Annotated in this window: 15 protein-coding genes; 2 read left to right on the forward strand and 13 right to left on the reverse strand. The window is 64.5% G+C overall.

Translation table 11 applies throughout. The features are described 5' to 3' along the window. The first annotated feature begins 4 nt into the window (after positions 1-4). Together WOB96_RS02495 and adeC are read left to right on the forward strand one after the other, a co-directional pair. On the forward strand, positions 5-3,142 hold the full coding sequence (locus WOB96_RS02495) for an efflux RND transporter permease subunit (RefSeq protein ID WP_341369691.1): 3,138 nt from the start codon (positions 5-7) through the stop codon (positions 3,140-3,142). Next, complete coding sequence (gene adeC, locus WOB96_RS02500) at positions 3,139-4,608, forward strand: AdeC/AdeK/OprM family multidrug efflux complex outer membrane factor (RefSeq protein WP_341369692.1); 1,470 nt, start codon at positions 3,139-3,141, stop codon at positions 4,606-4,608. Before WOB96_RS02495 ends, adeC begins: the two co-directional genes overlap by 4 nt. 22 nt (positions 4,609-4,630) lie before the next feature. On the opposite strand, the gene WOB96_RS02505 is transcribed toward adeC, so the two are convergent. The 13 genes from WOB96_RS02505 to cobA all read right to left on the reverse strand — a co-directional run bounded on the left by WOB96_RS02505 (position 4,631) and on the right by cobA (position 16,184). Next, positions 4,631-5,950 (reverse strand): cobyrinic acid a,c-diamide synthase CobB, encoded by a 1,320-nt coding sequence (locus WOB96_RS02505; RefSeq protein ID WP_341369693.1) that lies wholly within the window; start codon positions 5,948-5,950, stop codon positions 4,631-4,633. Continuing rightward, positions 5,947-6,081 carry a hypothetical protein gene (locus WOB96_RS02510; protein ID WP_341369694.1) on the reverse strand — a complete coding sequence of 45 codons (135 nt, stop codon included), beginning with the start codon at positions 6,079-6,081 and terminating at the stop codon, positions 5,947-5,949. Before WOB96_RS02510 ends, WOB96_RS02505 begins: the two co-directional genes overlap by 4 nt. After that, positions 6,074-6,364 carry a nucleotidyltransferase family protein gene (locus WOB96_RS02515; protein ID WP_341369695.1) on the reverse strand — a complete coding sequence of 97 codons (291 nt, stop codon included), beginning with the start codon at positions 6,362-6,364 and terminating at the stop codon, positions 6,074-6,076. The genes WOB96_RS02510 and WOB96_RS02515 overlap by 8 nt, the downstream gene beginning before the upstream one ends. 100 nt (positions 6,365-6,464) lie before the next feature. Further along, entirely contained in the window at positions 6,465-7,067 is a 603-nt protein-coding gene (gene cobO, locus WOB96_RS02520; RefSeq protein WP_341369696.1) for a cob(I)yrinic acid a,c-diamide adenosyltransferase, read from the reverse strand. A 6-nt stretch (positions 7,068-7,073) separates the two neighbouring features. Continuing rightward, positions 7,074-8,198, reverse strand: coding sequence for a CobW family GTP-binding protein (locus WOB96_RS02525; protein WP_341369697.1), 1,125 nt, complete (start codon positions 8,196-8,198; stop codon positions 7,074-7,076). Further along, a complete protein-coding gene (gene cobJ / locus WOB96_RS02530) occupies positions 8,195-9,742 on the reverse strand; it encodes a precorrin-3B C(17)-methyltransferase (RefSeq protein WP_341369698.1) in 1,548 nt (515 codons plus the stop codon). Before cobJ ends, WOB96_RS02525 begins: the two co-directional genes overlap by 4 nt. Then, complete coding sequence (locus tag WOB96_RS02535) at positions 9,739-10,503, reverse strand: cobalamin biosynthesis protein (RefSeq protein WP_341369699.1); 765 nt, start codon at positions 10,501-10,503, stop codon at positions 9,739-9,741. Before WOB96_RS02535 ends, cobJ begins: the two co-directional genes overlap by 4 nt. Continuing rightward, entirely contained in the window at positions 10,496-11,275 is a 780-nt protein-coding gene (cobM, locus tag WOB96_RS02540) for a precorrin-4 C(11)-methyltransferase (RefSeq protein ID WP_341369700.1), read from the reverse strand. Before cobM ends, WOB96_RS02535 begins: the two co-directional genes overlap by 8 nt. Continuing rightward, complete coding sequence (cobI, locus tag WOB96_RS02545; protein ID WP_341369701.1) at positions 11,272-12,021, reverse strand: precorrin-2 C(20)-methyltransferase; 750 nt, start codon at positions 12,019-12,021, stop codon at positions 11,272-11,274. The genes cobM and cobI overlap by 4 nt, the downstream gene beginning before the upstream one ends. Next, positions 12,018-13,148 (reverse strand): cobalt-precorrin-5B (C(1))-methyltransferase CbiD, encoded by a 1,131-nt coding sequence (gene cbiD / locus WOB96_RS02550; RefSeq protein ID WP_341369702.1) that lies wholly within the window; start codon positions 13,146-13,148, stop codon positions 12,018-12,020. Before cbiD ends, cobI begins: the two co-directional genes overlap by 4 nt. Further along, on the reverse strand, positions 13,145-14,701 hold the full coding sequence (locus tag WOB96_RS02555; RefSeq protein ID WP_341369703.1) for a precorrin-8X methylmutase: 1,557 nt from the start codon (positions 14,699-14,701) through the stop codon (positions 13,145-13,147). The genes cbiD and WOB96_RS02555 overlap by 4 nt, the downstream gene beginning before the upstream one ends. Then, positions 14,698-15,381 carry a cobalt-precorrin-7 (C(5))-methyltransferase gene (locus WOB96_RS02560; RefSeq protein WP_341369704.1) on the reverse strand — a complete coding sequence of 228 codons (684 nt, stop codon included), beginning with the start codon at positions 15,379-15,381 and terminating at the stop codon, positions 14,698-14,700. The genes WOB96_RS02555 and WOB96_RS02560 overlap by 4 nt, the downstream gene beginning before the upstream one ends. Continuing rightward, entirely contained in the window at positions 15,378-16,184 is an 807-nt protein-coding gene (gene cobA / locus WOB96_RS02565; protein WP_341369705.1) for a uroporphyrinogen-III C-methyltransferase, read from the reverse strand. Before cobA ends, WOB96_RS02560 begins: the two co-directional genes overlap by 4 nt. Positions 16,185-16,209: the final 25 nt, after the last annotated feature.

Consider the following 16,209-nt stretch of genomic DNA (forward strand, 5'->3'; position numbering starts at 1 on the left):
CTTCATGTCGAATTTCTTCATCGACCGGCCCATCTTTGCCTGGGTGATCGCGATCCTGATCATGCTGGCCGGGGCACTCGCTGTTTTCACCCTGCCGATCAACCAGTATCCCAACATCGCGCCACCGGCGATTGCCATCTCCGGCATTTATCCCGGTGCCTCGGCCCAGACCGTGCAGGATACCGTGGTGCAGATCATCGAACAGCAGATGAACGGCATCGATGGCCTGCGCTACATGTCCTCGGAAAGCAATTCCGATGGCAGCCTGAACATCATGGTTACCTTCAATCAGGGGGTCGATCCGGACATTGCCCAGGTACAGGTGCAGAACAAGCTGCAGCTCGCCACGCCGATGCTGCCCCAGGCCGTGCAGCAGCAGGGCCTGCGGGTGGCCAAGTACCAGCGCAACTTCTTCATGGTAATCGGCCTGATCTCGACCGATGGCAGCATGAACCGGCAGGATCTATCCGATTACGTGGCGTCGGTCATGCGTGATCCGCTGGCCCGCACGCCTGGCGTGGGTGACTTTCAAGTGTTCGGCACCCAGTACGCCATGCGCATCTGGCTCGATCCCGCGCGCCTGAATAAGTATCAACTCACAGCCACCGATGTGGCCGCGGCCATCCAGGCCCAGAACGTGCAGGTTTCCACCGGCCAACTGGGTGGTCTGCCGGCCGTACCGGGTCAGCAACTCAATGCCACCATCATCGGCAAGACCCTGCTCAACACCCCCGAGGAATTCGGCAAGATCCTGCTGAAGGTCAATCCCGACGGCTCGCAGGTGCGGCTCAATGATGTCGCCGAGGTGAGCCTGGGTGGCGAGAGCTACGCTGTCGACGCGCAGTATAACGGCCAGCCTTCCTCCGGCATGGCCCTGCGTCTGGCTACCGGCGCCAATGTCCTGGATACCGCCAAGGCGGTGCAGGCCACCATCGCCAATCTGAAAAAAGCACTGCCGCCGGGGGCGGAGATCATCATTCCCTATGACACCACGCCGGTGGTGAGCGCCTCGATCCATGAGGTGGTCAAGACCCTGCTGGAAGCCATCGTGCTGGTCTTCCTGGTGATGTTCCTGTTCCTGCAGAGCTTCCGGGCGACCATCATCCCGACCATCGCCGTGCCGGTGGTGCTCCTGGGCACCTTCGGCGTGCTGGCGGCCTTCGGCTATACCATCAATACCCTGACCATGTTCGCCATGGTGCTGGCCATCGGTCTGCTGGTGGACGATGCCATCGTCGTGGTGGAGAACGTCGAGCGCGTGATGCAGGAGGAAAAGCTCTCGGCGCGCGAGGCCACCCGCAAGTCCATGGGGCAGATTCAGGGCGCCCTGGTGGGCATCGCCGTGGTGCTCTCGGCGGTGTTCCTGCCTATGGCCTTCTTCGGCGGCTCGGCTGGCACCATCTACCGGCAGTTCTCGATCACCATCATCTCGGCCATGGTGCTCTCGGTCATCGTGGCGCTGGTCTTCACCCCTGCCCTGACTGCCACCCTGTTGCGCCCGGGTGATGCCGAACATCAGGAAAAGCGTGGTTTCTTTGGCTGGTTCAACCGCCAGTTTCATCATGGCATGAACCGCTACGAGAGTAGTGTTGGCGGCATCCTGCGCCATCGCGCGATTTTCATGGTGATATACCTGCTCATCGTGGGCGCGGTCGTCTTCGTGTATAACCGCGTTCCCCAGGCCTTCCTGCCCGCCGAGGACCAAGGCGTGATCTTCGCCCAGGTGACCACACCCTCCGGCTCCACGGCCGAGCGTACCCAGACGGTCATGGACCAGGTGCGCCAGTATTTCATGAGCAAGGAGGCCGATAACATCAAGGGTATGTTTACCGTCAACGGCTTCAATTTCTCCGGACGTGGCCAGAGTGCTGGCATGGCCTTCATCCAGCTGAAACCCTGGGAAGAACGCCCCGGCGAGGTGAACGGTGCCGCGGCCATCGCCAACCGGGCCATGATGGCCTTGCGCAGCATCAAGGACGCCATGGTGTTCGCGGTGGTGCCGCCGGCGGTGCTGGAGCTGGGCAATGCCACCGGTTTCGACTTCTATCTGCAGGATCAGGTGGGGCTTGGCCATGATGCCCTGATGGCCGCGCGCAATCAGTTTCTCATGCAGGCCTCGCAAAGCCCGGATCTGGTGCGCGTGCGTCCCAATGGTCTGAACGACGAGCCGCAGTACCAGCTGGTCTTCGATGACGAAAAACTGCGCAGCTTCGGTGTCTCGGAGGCCGATCTCAACCAGACCCTGTCGATGGCCTGGGGTTCGAGCTATGTCAATGACTTCATTGACCGCGGTCGGGTCAAGCGGGTCTATGTGCAGGGCGATGCCGATTCGCGCATGAATCCCGAAGATTTCGGCAAATGGTATGTGCGCAACAACCAGGGAGAGATGATCTCGCTGGCGAGCCTGGTCAGCGGCGAGTGGGGCTATGGCTCGCCCAAGCTGGAACGCTTCAACGGGCTTCCATCAGTGGAAATCCTCGGTGAGCCGGCGCCGGGCTTCAGTAGCGGCCAGGCCATGGATCGGGTGCTGCAGATTGCCAGCCAACTCCCGGCCGGGGTGAATGTCGCCTGGACCGGGGTATCCTACGAGGAACTCAGCAGTGGCTCGCAGGCGCCACTTTTGTATGGCCTGTCGCTGCTGGTGATCTTTCTGGCCCTGGCTGCGCTCTATGAAAGCTGGGCGATTCCCTTCGCGGTCATGCTGGCGGTACCGCTCGGCGTGCTCGGCGTGTTCCTGGCGGTCTGGCTGCGCGGCATGTCCAACGACATCTATCTGCAGATCGCGCTGCTGATCACGGTGGGCCTGACCGCCAAGAACGCCATCCTGATCGTGGAGTTCGCCCGCAACCTGCATGAAAAAGAGGGGCGGAGCCTGGTCGAGGCCGCATTGGAGGCCGCCCGCCTGCGCTTGCGCCCGATCATCATGACCTCGCTGGCTTTTGTTCTGGGTGTGGTGCCGCTGGCCATCGCCACCGGCGCGGGTGCGGGCAGTCAGCGTGACATCGGTACCGGCGTGGTGGGTGGCATGATCACGGCCACCTTCCTGGTGATTTTCTGGATCCCGCTGTTCTATGTCCTCGTCAGCCGGAGCATCGACAAGCACAAGGCGAAGCATCCACACGCCGAGGGAGAGGGCACATGAAAAAATCGGCATTATCCTTGAGCCTGGCGACAATTGTGCTGTCCGGCTGCTCCATGATCCCGGCCTACGAACGCCCGCAGGCACCCGTGAGCCAGAACTGGCCGCAGGAGCCGGCTTATGCGGCAAGCGATACCGACGTGGGCGGCGTGCCGGCGGCGCAACTGGGCTGGCGCGAGTTCTTCACTGATCCGCGCCTGCAGCAACTGATCCAGACAGCGCTGCAAAACAACCGCAATCTGCGCGAGGCCGCGCTGAACGTGCAACTGTACCAGGCGACCTATCGCATCCAGCGCGCCGAGCTGTTTCCGGCCATCAGCGCCGATGCCCAGGGCCAGCGCCAGCGTCTGCCGTCCGGTTATTCGCCGTTTGGGGGAAGCGTGGGGGGCGGCAGCGGATACACCTATAGCCAGTACACGGCAACGCTGGGCCTGACCGCCTATGAACTGGATTTCTTTGGCAGGGTGCGCAGTCTGGAAGCCGCGGCATTACAGAACTATTTTGCCACCCGTGAGGCGCAACGCAGTGCCCAGATCAGCCTGATCGCATCTGTCGCCAATGCCTATCTGACCTGGCAGACCGATCAGCAGTTGCTGCAGGTGACCCGCGATACCCTGGCCGCCTTTCAGAAATCCTATGATCTGACCGAGAAGAGCTTCCAGGTCGGTGTGGTCTCGGCCATGGATGTGCGCCAGTCGCAGACTGCCCTGGAGGCTGCGCGGGCAAACCTGGCGTTGTATACCCGTCAGGTCGCCGAGGACCTCAATGCGCTGACCCTGCTGCTTGGCGCGCCGGTACCCGCCGATCTGCCGCCCGGGCGCGATCTCGCCCAGGATGAGCTGCTGCGCGCATTGCCAACTGGGCTGCCGGCCGACGTATTGCAACAGCGTCCGGACATCCTGCAGGCGGAATACACGCTCAGAGCAGCCAACGCCAATATCGGCGCGGCGCGCGCGGCCTTTTTCCCGCGCATCAGCCTCACAGCGGCAGGGGGTACGGCTAGCAGCGATCTGTCCGGCCTGTTTGACAGCAATGCCGGTTACTGGACCTTCGCGCCACGGATCAGCGTGCCGATCTTCACCGCCGGCAGCCTGCGCGCCAGCCTGGATTCCGCAAGGATTCAGAAGGATATCAATGTGGTCCGGTATGAGCGCGCCATTCAGAGCGCCTTTCGCGAGGTATCCGATGGTCTTGCGGCGCGCGCGACCTACACCCAGCAGCTAAAGGCCCAGCAGGCACTGGTCAACAGCAGCCAGGATTACTACCGGCTGGCGGAGCTGCGCTATCAGCAGGGTATCAGCAGCTATCTCACGGTCCTCGATGCCCAACGCTCGCTGTACACTGCGCAACAAGGTCTTCTCAACATCCGGCTCGGCCAGCTGGCGAGTCAGGTCAATCTCTACAAGGCGCTTGGGGGTGGCTGGTTTGAGCATACCCAGGCAGGGAGTGCAGATCAGCCTGTGGGGTAAGGCGTTGATTCGGAGACTCTGCTCAGAGCAGGAACAGCCTGGCGGCAGCCTCCGGATTTGACGGGAAGTAGAGGTGCAGATAGCTCGCCAGGATGTTGCCGTGTCTGTATACGGCCTCACCCGCTTCGCCCTTACTGGCCTGGCGGCCCTGTGTCACTGGCTGAAGCGACGTTTCCAGGCGCGAATAGTGAAAGGTGTGCCCGCGCAGCTCGCCGCCGTCCAGCGTCACCGATTGCATCCCGAGTGCCGCGAGCCGGGGTTGCATCCGGGCTTCCCCCGGCAAGAGGCCGGCCATCCTGACGCCATGCCCCTGGGCGTCCGTGAGTGATTCCAGCAGATAGAGCAGGCCACCGCACTCGGCGTAGATGGCCTTGCCAGCCTCAACGTGGGCGCGCAGGACGTCAATCATGCCTTGATTGGCCGCGAGCGTCTCCAGATGCAGTTCGGGATAGCCACCGGGCAGGTAAACGGCATCGGCGGATGGCAGGGTGGTATCAGCCAGGGGTGAGAAAAAACAGAGTTCCGCGCCCATGCCTTCAAGCAGTTCCAGATTGGCAGGATAGATGAAATTGAAGGCAGCGTCGCGGGCAATGGTAATGCGCCGGCCAGCAAGCAGTTGCGGCAGGGGAGTGGGGGGGGCGGCCTGAAAATGCACCGGCGGCGGCAGCTCTGTCAGATCGGTAGCAGCAATCAGCGCAGCGGCGGCTTCCAGTTTTGCCTCAAGATCCACAAGCTCGTCGGCCTGCACCAGCCCCAGATGCCGGGCCGGCAGGATGACTTCACTGGCGCGCGGGATCAAGCCCAGACAGGGGATCTGCGCCGGTAAAAGCTCAGTCAGCATGGCTGCGTGTCGTGGGCTGGCCACACGGTTGGCGAGCACCCCATGAAAGGGCAGCGTGGGCCGGAAGCTCGCCAGCCCCTGAGCGACGGCGGCAAAACTTTGGGCCATCCCCGTGGCATCGATCACCATCAGCACCGGGATGCCGAAGGCCTCTGCAAGATCGGCACTGGAGGGATTGCCATCATAGAGCCCCATCACGCCTTCCACCAGGATGAGATCGGCCTCGCTGGCGGCCTGCGCTAGGCGCTGACAACAGTCGGCTTCACCCGTCATCCATAGGTCCAGCGTATGCACCGGATGCCCGCTGGCGCGTTCCAGCAGCATGGGATCGAGAAAATCCGGGCCGGCCTTGAACACCCGCACGCGCCGACCCTGATTGCGGTGATAACGGGCAATGCCCGCCGTCAGCGTGGTCTTGCCCTGGTTTGAGGCCGGTGCGCTGATGAAAAGGGCAGGGCAGGCATGGGGCAATGCTGTCTTGTGCGGCGGCGGGGGTATCACCTCGGCGCATCCCGGAGTAGGCGCAATTGCGGCAAGAGCGCTGGAATATCCGTTTCAAGGATTACCTGCTCGGCGAAAGCAATCATGTCCTCCAGGTAAAAGCGCCACTCACGCTGCATCGGCTCAGACACGCACCGCCTCTTGCTCGATAAAGGGCCGAAGCTCGGGGCGCAGTGCCTTTTCAGTCACCAGGTCGACCGGGCAGCCAAACAGATCCTCCAGATAAAACTGCACACCAAAGTAACGTTCCGAGGTGGCCGGGCCGTCGAATGCAATCAGGATGTCGACATCACTATCTATTCGGGCGCAATTGCGCGCGGTCGATCCGAAAAGCGCGAGCTTGGTGACGCCATAGCGGTCCACCAGCAGGGGTTTGCTCTGTCTGAGCAGTTCAAGGGCGCGCGAGCGATCCATATGCATTCCTCAGGAGAGCGAATACTGTCGAACCAGGATTCCAGACTAACATATTACCCAGGATGCCAGTAAAACCATTACTTATGATGGCTTATCGAGATCAAAACTCAACCCCCTGTTGCGCCTTGACGCCCTGCTCGCGGTAGGGATGCTTGACCAGCCGCATCTCGGTCACGAGGTCCGCGGCCTCAATCAATGCCTCCGGGGCATGACGGCCGGTGATCACCACGTGCACCATGGGCGGGCGCCGCGCGATCACCTCCAGCACTTCATTAAGATCAAGATATTCGTACTTGAGCACAATGTTGAGTTCATCGAGGATGACCATGCGATAGTCGCCGCTCTCGATCATGCGCTGGGCCTCGGCCCAGGCTTTCTGGGCGGTGGCGATGTCGGCGGCGCGGTCCTGGGTGTTCCAGGTGTAGCCCTCGCCCATGGTCAGGAAGTCGCAGTTGGGGAGGCTGCCCAGGAGATCGCGCTCGGCGGTGTGCAGGGCGCCCTTGATGAATTGCACCACGCCCAGACGCAGGCCATGTCCGACCACGCGCAGGCCCATGCCGAAGGCAGCACTGCTCTTGCCCTTGCCGGTGCCGGTATGGACGATCAAAAGGCCCTTTTCCAGGGTGGCCTCGGCGCGTTTCTTCTCGAAGCCGGCCTTGCGCCGCTCGCTCATGCGTTTATGGGAGGCGTCGTCGGTTTTCATGGGTTCCTAATGCCAGTCATGGCCGGTCAGTTCCTGCAGGTGCGCCAGGGTTCGGGCGCGGTTCGGGTGATAGCCGATCACAACGATTCGGGTATCGGCCAGGGACGACTTGCCGGGCTGCCAGACGGCCTCGATGCGGCTGCGCACCCCCTGGACCAGCAGAGGCGCGTCGGCATCCGCTATGGCGGCGAAGCCCTTGATCCGCAGGATGGGCTCGCTGCGCGCCAGTTGCCGCAGGGCATCGAGTAAGGATACTTGTTGCAATGGCGTCTGGCAGCGGACCATGAAGGACTGCCAGCCCGGATCGTGCTCGTGAAAGTGCTTGTGGGTCTGCAGGCCGTGGCGGTGCGCTCCAAGCCCGCTGTGGCTGTGGCCATCGAGCAGGTGCTGGTTGGCCAGCGGCCGCAGGCCGAGACCGGGCATGTTCTGGATCGGGCCATAATGATGCCCCTGCGCTTCGGCGGCGGCCTCGTGCAGGCGCAAGCCGAGCGTCAGCCGGGTATCGAGCCGGGCGCCGTAGGCGAGCTCGATGAAGCGCACCCCCGGCGCGAGACGGCGCACCCGCGCCTCGGCGGCCAGCAGCTCGTCCTCGCTCAGATCATTGATCTTGTTGAGCACGACGATGTCGGCGTTTTCGAGCTGCAGGGCAAAGAGTTCGGCCACCGAGGCATCGGTCTCAGGATCAAGGCCGCTGGCGACGGGCGCCGGATCGAGCTGACCCGCGAGCAGCAGCGGGGTGTCCACCACCGCCAGCACGGCGTCGAGCACGAAGTCCGCCGCCAGTTCCTCGCTTTGCAGGCGCTCCATGGCGGCGGTGGGCAGGGCCAGGCCCGAGGTCTCGATCAGGACATGATCGATGAGCTGACGCCGTGCGCGTATCTCGCGCAGGATGGGCAGGAATTCACTGTCCTCGCCATAGGCCACCAGACCTTGGGCCAGATCGTGGATCTCGACGGCTTCGCCGCGCTCGTGTTCGCGCAGCAACGCCCCATCAATCGAGACCTCGCCGAATTCATTGACCAGCACCGCCAGGCGCAGTTGCCGCGTTTGCTCCAGGATCTGCGCGAGCAGGGTGGTCTTGCCGGCGCCGAGAAATCCGGTCACCAGCGTGACGGGAATGCGCGGGCTCATGCGGATAGCCCCATTTCTTGCAGCAGCATCTGTAAGACCTCAGGATTCCCGGCGAGTACCGGGTATTCAAGGACAGGGCGGCGGATGACGATGAGCGGGATGCCGAGTGCTTCAGCCGCAGCCGCCTTGGCCGGAAAGCCGCCCGCCACGCCGGAAGCCTTGCTGATCACGCAATCGATGTCCCAGTCACGCCAGAGTGCTTGATTAAAGGTTTGCGAAAAGGGGCCCTGCATAGCGCAGATATGGTCCTGCGGGATGCCAAGCGCCAGGGCGCGCTCGATCTGCACCGGGTCAGGCGGCAGGCGCAGGAACCAGTCGCGCTGCCCGGCGCCTGGGCTGTTCAGGATGCCCGGCAGGTCCTTCGAGCCGCTGGCAAGAAAGATCCGCCGGCCAGTTTCGATGGCGCGTTCGGCCGCTTGCGCCATGCTGTCGCAGACGATAGCCGATGCCGGCAAGGGCGTGTCGGGCCGTTCGAAGCGCAGGTAGGGCAGATTGAGTTCGTCGGCCAGTTGCATGAGCTGGCGCGACATGTCCGTGGCATAGGGATGGGTGGCATCGATGATCGCCCGCGCCTGATTCGCCGCGAGTAGTTGCCGGCGTCGCTCAAGCCCCATGCGACCCGAGACCAGGGGCAGGTCCGGGTAGTCCTGACGGAGCTGCGCGGCGCCATAGGCGCTGGCGGTGGAGACCAGCACGCGATGGCCCTGATCCGCCAGTTGCCGGGCCAGGGCATTGCCGTCGCGGGTGCCGGAAAAAACCCAGAGCGCCTGGGCCGGCAGATCTTCCCGGAGTGCTGGCGCTTCTGCGTCGTCCCAGTTGCCGTAACCGCGCGGGGTGTAGATCCAGTCGCGCCGGCGACGGGTGAAGCGGTTGCCGATCACCAGCGTGGTCAGCATGTCGAAGGGGCGGCTCGGCAGCTCCGCAAGGGTGCAGATCTCCACCGATTGCTCGGGCCGATAGGCGTTGCGCACGATGCCGCACAGGGTCTGCGGGCGCTTGTGTGCCTGCAGGATCTCGAGGATGCGATAGACGCCCTGCTGACGCTGACGGCTCTGCACGTTGTAGAGCACCAGCGCCAGATCGGCCTCGGCAATGTGACGGGCGCGCTGTTCGATCCAGCCCCAGGGGCAGAGCAGATCCGAGAGGCTCAGGGTCGCGAAGTCATGCGACAGCGGCGCGCCGAGCAGGGCGGCGCAGGCATTGGCGGCGCTGATGCCGGGCACGACCTGCACATCAAAGGCATCGTCCTCGCGCATCAGCTCAAAAGCGAGCGTGGCCATGGCGTAGATGCCGATGTCACCGCTGGAGACAAGCGCCACCTGCCGCCCGGCGCGCGCGGCATCCACCGCCATCTGCGCCCGTTCGCGCTCCTGGGTCAGGGGCGGGCTATGGATTTCCTTGCCCTCGATCCAGGGCTGGATCCAGCGCAGATAAAGCTCATAACCAACGATGATCTCGCTCGCCTCAAGTGCTGCGATGGCCTGCGGCGGGATGAGCCCGGCCTCGCCCGGACCCACGGAAACCAGATGCAGCCTGCCTGTCATTTGCCCAGTCCTTCCAGAAAGTCATCCGCCACCAGGGCCACGGCCACGCCGTTCAAGGTAGTCTTGGGTACCAGCATCCGCCCGCGCGGGCTGGCCATCAGAGCGCAGGGCTCGCAGACGCCATCGGCGCCGATCTGCTGGCGCACCCAGTCCGAGGGCTGGCTGACCCAGGCGCGGGCGGCGACATCCGCCTGGGCAAATACCCGCAGGGGCAGCGCAAATTTTGCGCAAAATTCGAGCAGCCCCGGCTCCGCGGCCTTGAGATCGATGGTCGCCACTTCGCGGATATCTACCAGTGATCGATCCCCCAGCGCCAGATGCAAGGCGGCCTCGATCTGCGCGCTGGAGGCGCCCTTGCGACAGCCAACACCCGCCACCAGCGGCTTTGTCGACTCAGTGGCGGTGCTCACCACCGGTGTGGCGCCGAAGGCCGCTGCGACCTGATAGGCCAGCGCGTTGGCCCCGCCCTCATGCCCGCTCAGGAGTGCGATGGCATGGCGCGCGCCCTCATCCAGCACCACCACGGCCGGATCGCGATGCTTGTCCTGTACCAGGCCGTCGAGAAAGCGCACGGCAATGCCCGTGGCCATCACCAACACCCACTGGGCGCGCTCATGAAAGCGGGCGCGGAACTGGTCGATCTGATTTGTGTGCGGGTCTTCCCAGGGCTGGATGAGCTCGCTGCCGAGCCGCGATTGCAAGTGCCTGCCCAAAGGCAGCGCCTCCGGGCGCACCAGCCAGATGCCCATCGCACTAAGCATCCGTCGAGTCCTCGCTGCTGCCGCGCCGGAAAATATGGGTGTAGTGCGCGGCATAGAGGCTCGATTCCGCGCCCTCGGTGTGGGCCAGGGCCGCGCCCACCAGCAGCAGCGAGGTCAGGTTCCAGTCCATGACCTTGATCTCGGAAAGCAGCCGCCCGAGCGTGCTGCGATGACTGCGCTGGTCCGGCCAGCTCGCCCGGTGCACCAGCGCCACCGGGGTCTCGGGCGGATAGTGCCTGGCAAGATCAGCAATGATTTGTTTGAGATGCGGGCCGGACAGGAAGATGCACATGCTGGCCTGATGCCGGGCCAGTTCATCGATGGATTCGAGCGCCGGCACCGCCGAGGCGCGGCCTGAAACGCGGGTGAGAATGATGCTCTGCGACACGCCGGGCCGGGTCAGCTCGCTGCCGATCAGCGCCGCCGCTGCGGTAAAGGACGACACGCCCGGCACGATCTCGTAGGGGATGCCCAGGCGCTCCAGACGCCGCATCTGCTCTGCAGTGGCGCCATAGATGGCAGGATCGCCGGAGTGCAGGCGCGCCACGTCCCAGCCGGCTTCATGGGCGCGGCGGTATTGCGCCTCCTGCTCATCCAGATTGAGACCGGCGGTGTCGATGATCTCGGCATCCGCCCGGCAGTGTTGCAGGATATCGGTCGGCACCAGCGAACCGGCATAGAGCACCAGCGGCGCGCTTTGCAGGATGCGCGCGCCGCGCAGGGTGATGAGATCGGCCGCGCCGGGCCCGGCGCCAATGAAATGGACAGTCATGCCGGGGCTCCGGGTGCGTGGCGAGGGGTGCGAGCTTCGCGGCGGATGAGCAGGGTCGAAAGATAACCGCTGGCAGTCGCGGGGTCGAGCGCGCCGAGATCATGGCAAAGCACTTCGCCGGGCAGGCCCAAGCGCTGGGCGAAGGCACAGTGCGCGAGTATTTCCAGCTCGCGCAGGACATCGAGTACCGCGGGCAGGAGCCGGCCGATCTTCATCAGCACCACCACGTCATGGCTCAGGATGTCGGCGCGCAACGCGGTCATGTCGTCCGGGCAGGGCAGGATCAGGATGCGCTCCCGGCCTTCCCCCAAGGGCCAGGACAGGGCAGCGGCGCTGGCGGCGAAGCTCGTCACCCCCGGAAAGGTGCGGTGACACAAATCGGGCTCTTCATCCTGAAGGGCTGCGAGCAGATAGCCATAGGTCGAATAGGTCAGGGAATCTCCGAGCGTGAGATAGGCCACGTTCCGCCCGGCTCGCAGTTCCGCTGCAATGTCTGCGGCCAGTTGCGCGTAGTGGGATGCAAGCAGGCTGCGGTCCGAGGCCATCAGGAATTCGACTTCACGAAAGCGTTCAGCGGGCAGGTCCAGGCCCGCCAGACACTGGCGCGCCACGGAGACATCACTTGATTGCGCGCGCGGCAGGTAGATCAGGTCCGCCTGCCTGAGCGCCTCGACCGCCGCCACCGGGATCAGCCCCGCCGGGCCAGGCCCCACGCCGATGCCAAAAAACTGCCCCAGGCTGCTCATGCCGCCGCCCCGATGGCCTGGCCGTTCATGGCGAAAAGGCGCACCGCAACCTGGCGCACGGCCGGCACCCGTGCCTGCATCAGTTCAGCGCTGCGCTGCTCGATGCTGCGCCAGAGCCTGGGCGCGGCGGGGTCGGGCCGCAGCATCTCGATCACGTTTTCCACGGTATTGGCCGCCTCGATGGCCTGCACCTGTTCGCGGGCAAAGCCGCAATCGGCCGCCACCGCCGCCACCGTCTGCATGGCCATGCCGCTCTTGCCCGAATGCGTATCCCAGACGCCGTCGAGCACCTTGGCGATCTTGCCCGGATGCCCCAGCACCCACAGGGTATCGAGCCGAAAATCCATCTCTTCGAGCGTCTGCTGGGTATAATCGAGCGCGGCGCCGACGAAATTGGCGATCTGCACCACTTGCTTTGCGGGCAGACGCAGATGGTCGCGCGCGTAGGCTTTGCCGATCTTGCCCGGCGTGAAGGCGATAGCCGTCGGCCGATCCCCGAGTGCAACACGAATATAGACCTCGATTGAGGCCATCCAGGCCGCCATCGACATCGGTTCGACGATGCCGCTGGTACCCAGAATCGAGATGCCGCCGACGATGCCCAGTCGCGGATTGAAGGTCTTGCGGGCGATCTCCGCGCCATCGACGCAGCCAATCACCAGATCAAAGCCGGGATTCATCGCGCCCGCCAGCACCTCGTCCACGGCCATGCGCATCATCTGGCGCGGTACCGGATTTATAGCCGGCTCGCCGACCGGCACGCGAATCCCGGGCGCGGTCACGGTACCCACGCCGGGCCCGGCGCGAAAGCGGATGTCGCCGCACTGATTGATCAGCACCATGGCCACGATGCGCGCGCCGTCGGTCACATCCGGATCGTCGCCAGCCTGTTTGATCACTTCGGCCTCGGCGCAGTCCGGCCCCAGGCGGCGCAGGGCATGAATGGGAATGAGCAGATAATGATCGGGATCGGGCAGGCTGACCTCGACCTGGGAAGCCCTTTCATTGCGCAGCAAAAGCAGCAAGGCGGCCTTGACCGCGGCTGTCGCAGCACTGCCCGTGCTGAAGCCGCGCCGTAGGCCGTTTGGGGCAAGGATGGCGAGATCGAAAGGCCGGCGTCTGGTCACGAACCATCTCCACTGATCTCATCCAGCGCGCCGATCATCAGGGCATTGACCACCGAGGCGGCCCAGGGCGAGCCGCCGCGCGTGCCTTCATTGGTGATGCGCGGCACCTGCATCAGCCGGCGCAGCGCCGCCTTGGATTCGCGGGTGCCGACGAAACCCACCGGCAGGCCGATCACCAGTTGCGGCCGCCAACCCTGCTCGCGCACCAGGCGCACGGTCTCGAAGATCGCCGTTGGGGCATCGCCAATCGCGAGCACGACATCGTTGCCCCACTTCTCCCAGGCGCGGCGAATGCCGGCCGCCGAGCGCGTGATGCCAAAGTGCGCCGCCATCAGATGGCTTTCCTCATCATGCACCCCGCACCAGGTGGAAATCCCCAGCTGCGCGAGCAGGCTCTGCTTGAGCCCGCTCTGCACCATGCTGACATCCGTGACCACGCGCCGGCAGCGCAGCAGGGCGCGGATGCCGATCCCTACCGCGCCGGGCGAGAAAAAGATCTCGTCGGCCACGCCAAAGTCCCCACTGGTATGCACCAGACGCTTGAGCACCCGGTGCTGATCGGCAGGGAATACCGACCAGTCGCGCCCATGCTCGATGATGGCCATGCTCTCGGCCTCGATCGGATGCGGCTGATAGGGCGCAGGAGCCGGCGGCTCGGATGCGGTCTCCGGCTCGCGCCCCGCCAAGCCTCGCACCTTGCCGTGATGCCCCTGCTGAGGCTCGCCGACCTGCCCCTCGAATCCCACGATCTGCACCCGGTACTTGCACAAGGCGCAATTCATCGCCGCCCGTCCGGCAATGCCCTCGCGCGCGCGTTCCAGAAACACTTCCGCGACCAGCGGGTGGGGGCCGAGATAGCCGGCCTTGAGCACTTCGATGTCCGCATGGCGAGCCGCCAGGGCATCAACGGCCGCGTAAATGCGCTTGACCAGCACGCCATCGAAGAGAAAATAGGGCAGCACCAGCAGGCGCCTGTAACCGAGCTTCACCGCACTTTTCAGGCCTTCTGCAACGAGCGGTTTTGCCGTCCCGGCATAGCACACCATGGACGCGCCAAAGCCCATGCCTTCTTCGAGCATGCGCGCGAGTTTTGCGACCTCGGAATTGGCGTCCGGGTCCGAGGTGCCGCGCCCGACCACGACAAGACAGGTCTCGCTGCGCGACAGCACCTGTGAAGCAGTGGCCTCGGCTTCGATCAGCCGCGAGCGGCAGGCCGCCAGCAGCTTCGGGTGCAGGTCCAGCGCTGCGCCGAAATGAAATTCCACTTCCGGATGCAGCCTTTGCAGGGCCAGCAACTCGCTGGGCATGTCATTCTTGGCATGGGTGGCGGCGAACAGCACGCCGGGCAGCATCACCACCTTCCTGGCGCCCGCCGCGATCACGTCCTCGACTGCCGTGTCGATGGTGGGTGTCGCGAACTCCAGATATCCATGCAGGATGCGCCGATCGGGCGCGCGCGCCTGCACCAGGGCCACCAGTTGCTCGAACTCGCGCAGCCCGTCGGGGTCACGGCTGCCATGGCCGGCGAGCACGATGGCGTAATCGTCGTTCAAGGCGTGGGCTCGATCTGGCTTGGCATCGGCGCCAGGCTGCGGATCAGCATGATGCTCATGTCGCTGAATTCCTGCCTGCAATCGGCAAGCTGGCCCTGCCACTGCGCCTCGGCCCCGGTGAGGTGCTCCCAGACTTCGACCGGCTGCGTGGCCGGCACGCCCTGATCCAGCAGCCAGGCGGCAATGTCGCGCGGCATGAAATCCCAGGGGCGGGGAATGATGATGGCATTGCGCGTGTCCGCCAGGGCATGCACCAGATGCTGTTTGAAGGGCTCGAGATCACCACGCCGGTGAAAGGTGATGAAGGTCGTCTCATCAAAACAGACCCGCGCCTTGGAAGCCAGCACCTGGGCCGAGGAGATGCCAGGACGCGTCTCCACCGGGTGGCCGCAGGCGCGCTCGACCCGCTCCAGATACTGAAAGCCACTGAAATGAATGTCGCCCATGAACACCACCACGCAGCGCTGGCCGGCATGATGCGCCGCCGCCACGGTATCGAGCTTCGCCACCTGATCGCGATAGCCCATGGTCACGATCTCGGCCTCGGGCGCAATCAAGGGGCGCACCAGATTCACCACGGCATCGAAGCCCGCCACCACATCCGCCTCGCGGATCAGCCGGGCCGAGCCCTGCGGCAGGTAATCGAGATCGCCGGGCCCGGCGCCAATGCAGATGATCATGCCTCTTCCTTTTGAAGTGTTTCCATGGACTGCGGCAGGGCCGACAGCGCCGCCACCGCGCCAATGACGACGATGGCCGGACTGCCCAGCCCGGCCGCCTCGGCCGCGATCGGGAGGGCGCCGAGCTGGCTGAGCAACTGGCGCTGCGCCGGCAGGGTCGCGTGCTGGATGATGGCGGCCGGCGTGTCCGCCGCGAGCCCGGCGCTCAGCAATTGCTCGCAGATATCCGCGAGCTTGCGCATGCCCATATAGATCACCAGGGTCATGCCACTTTGCGCTAGCACCCGCCAGTCCGGCTCGTCGTCGGCGAGCGTATGCCCGGTCACGAAGGTCACGCCATGGGCATGATCGCGATGGGTCAGCGGCATGCCGATGCTGGCTGGTCCTGCCATCCCCGCGCTGATGCCGTTGATGATCTCCACGGCGATGCCCGCCGCCTGCAGGGCCTGCATCTCCTCGCCGGCGCGACCAAAGATCATCGGGTCACCGCCCTTGACCCGCGCCACGCACTGTCCGCTGCGCGCGCGTTCCAGCATCTCGCTCAGGATGAAATCCTGCGAGGTGGACTGGCAGCCGCCGCGTTTGCCCACGCGCACGATCTCGGCCTCGGGCCGCGCGAACTGCAGGATCGCCGGGTTGGCGAGATCATCGAGGAGCACGACGTCCGCCAGGCCCAGCACCCGCACTGCCTTCAATGTCAGCAGTTCGATGTCGCCCGGCCCCGCGCCAATGAGATAAACCTTGCCCAGTGTCATAAGCGGGGATTCTATCAGAAAGAAGGCGTGTGTTCCGATGGGCTGCATTCTGCAGCGTTACGCCGTTCAGGCT

The organism is Thermithiobacillus plumbiphilus (assembly GCF_038070005.1).
Taxonomy (GTDB): domain Bacteria; phylum Pseudomonadota; class Gammaproteobacteria; order Acidithiobacillales; family Thermithiobacillaceae; genus JBBPCO01.

Excerpts from the sequence above, each read along its gene's own strand:
- adeC (WP_341369692.1), top strand. The coding sequence starts at position 3,139 with ATGAAAAAATCGGCATTATCCTTGAGCCTGGCGACAATTGTGCTGTCC.
- cobJ (WP_341369698.1), bottom strand. The coding sequence starts at position 9,742 with ATGACAGGCAGGCTGCATCTGGTTTCCGTGGGTCCGGGCGAGGCCGGG.
- WOB96_RS02560 (WP_341369704.1), bottom strand. The coding sequence starts at position 15,381 with ATGATCATCTGCATTGGCGCCGGGCCCGGCGATCTCGATTACCTGCCG.
- cobO (WP_341369696.1), bottom strand. The coding sequence starts at position 7,067 with ATGAAAACCGACGACGCCTCCCATAAACGCATGAGCGAGCGGCGCAAG.
- WOB96_RS02495 (WP_341369691.1), top strand. The coding sequence starts at position 5 with ATGTCGAATTTCTTCATCGACCGGCCCATCTTTGCCTGGGTGATCGCG.
- WOB96_RS02515 (WP_341369695.1), bottom strand. The coding sequence starts at position 6,364 with ATGGATCGCTCGCGCGCCCTTGAACTGCTCAGACAGAGCAAACCCCTG.
- cobM (WP_341369700.1), bottom strand. The coding sequence starts at position 11,275 with ATGACTGTCCATTTCATTGGCGCCGGGCCCGGCGCGGCCGATCTCATC.
- WOB96_RS02535 (WP_341369699.1), bottom strand. The coding sequence starts at position 10,503 with ATGCTTAGTGCGATGGGCATCTGGCTGGTGCGCCCGGAGGCGCTGCCT.
- WOB96_RS02525 (WP_341369697.1), bottom strand. The coding sequence starts at position 8,198 with ATGAGCCCGCGCATTCCCGTCACGCTGGTGACCGGATTTCTCGGCGCC.
- cobI (WP_341369701.1), bottom strand. The coding sequence starts at position 12,021 with ATGAGCAGCCTGGGGCAGTTTTTTGGCATCGGCGTGGGGCCTGGCCCG.
- cobA (WP_341369705.1), bottom strand. The coding sequence starts at position 16,184 with ATGCAGCCCATCGGAACACACGCCTTCTTTCTGATAGAATCCCCGCTT.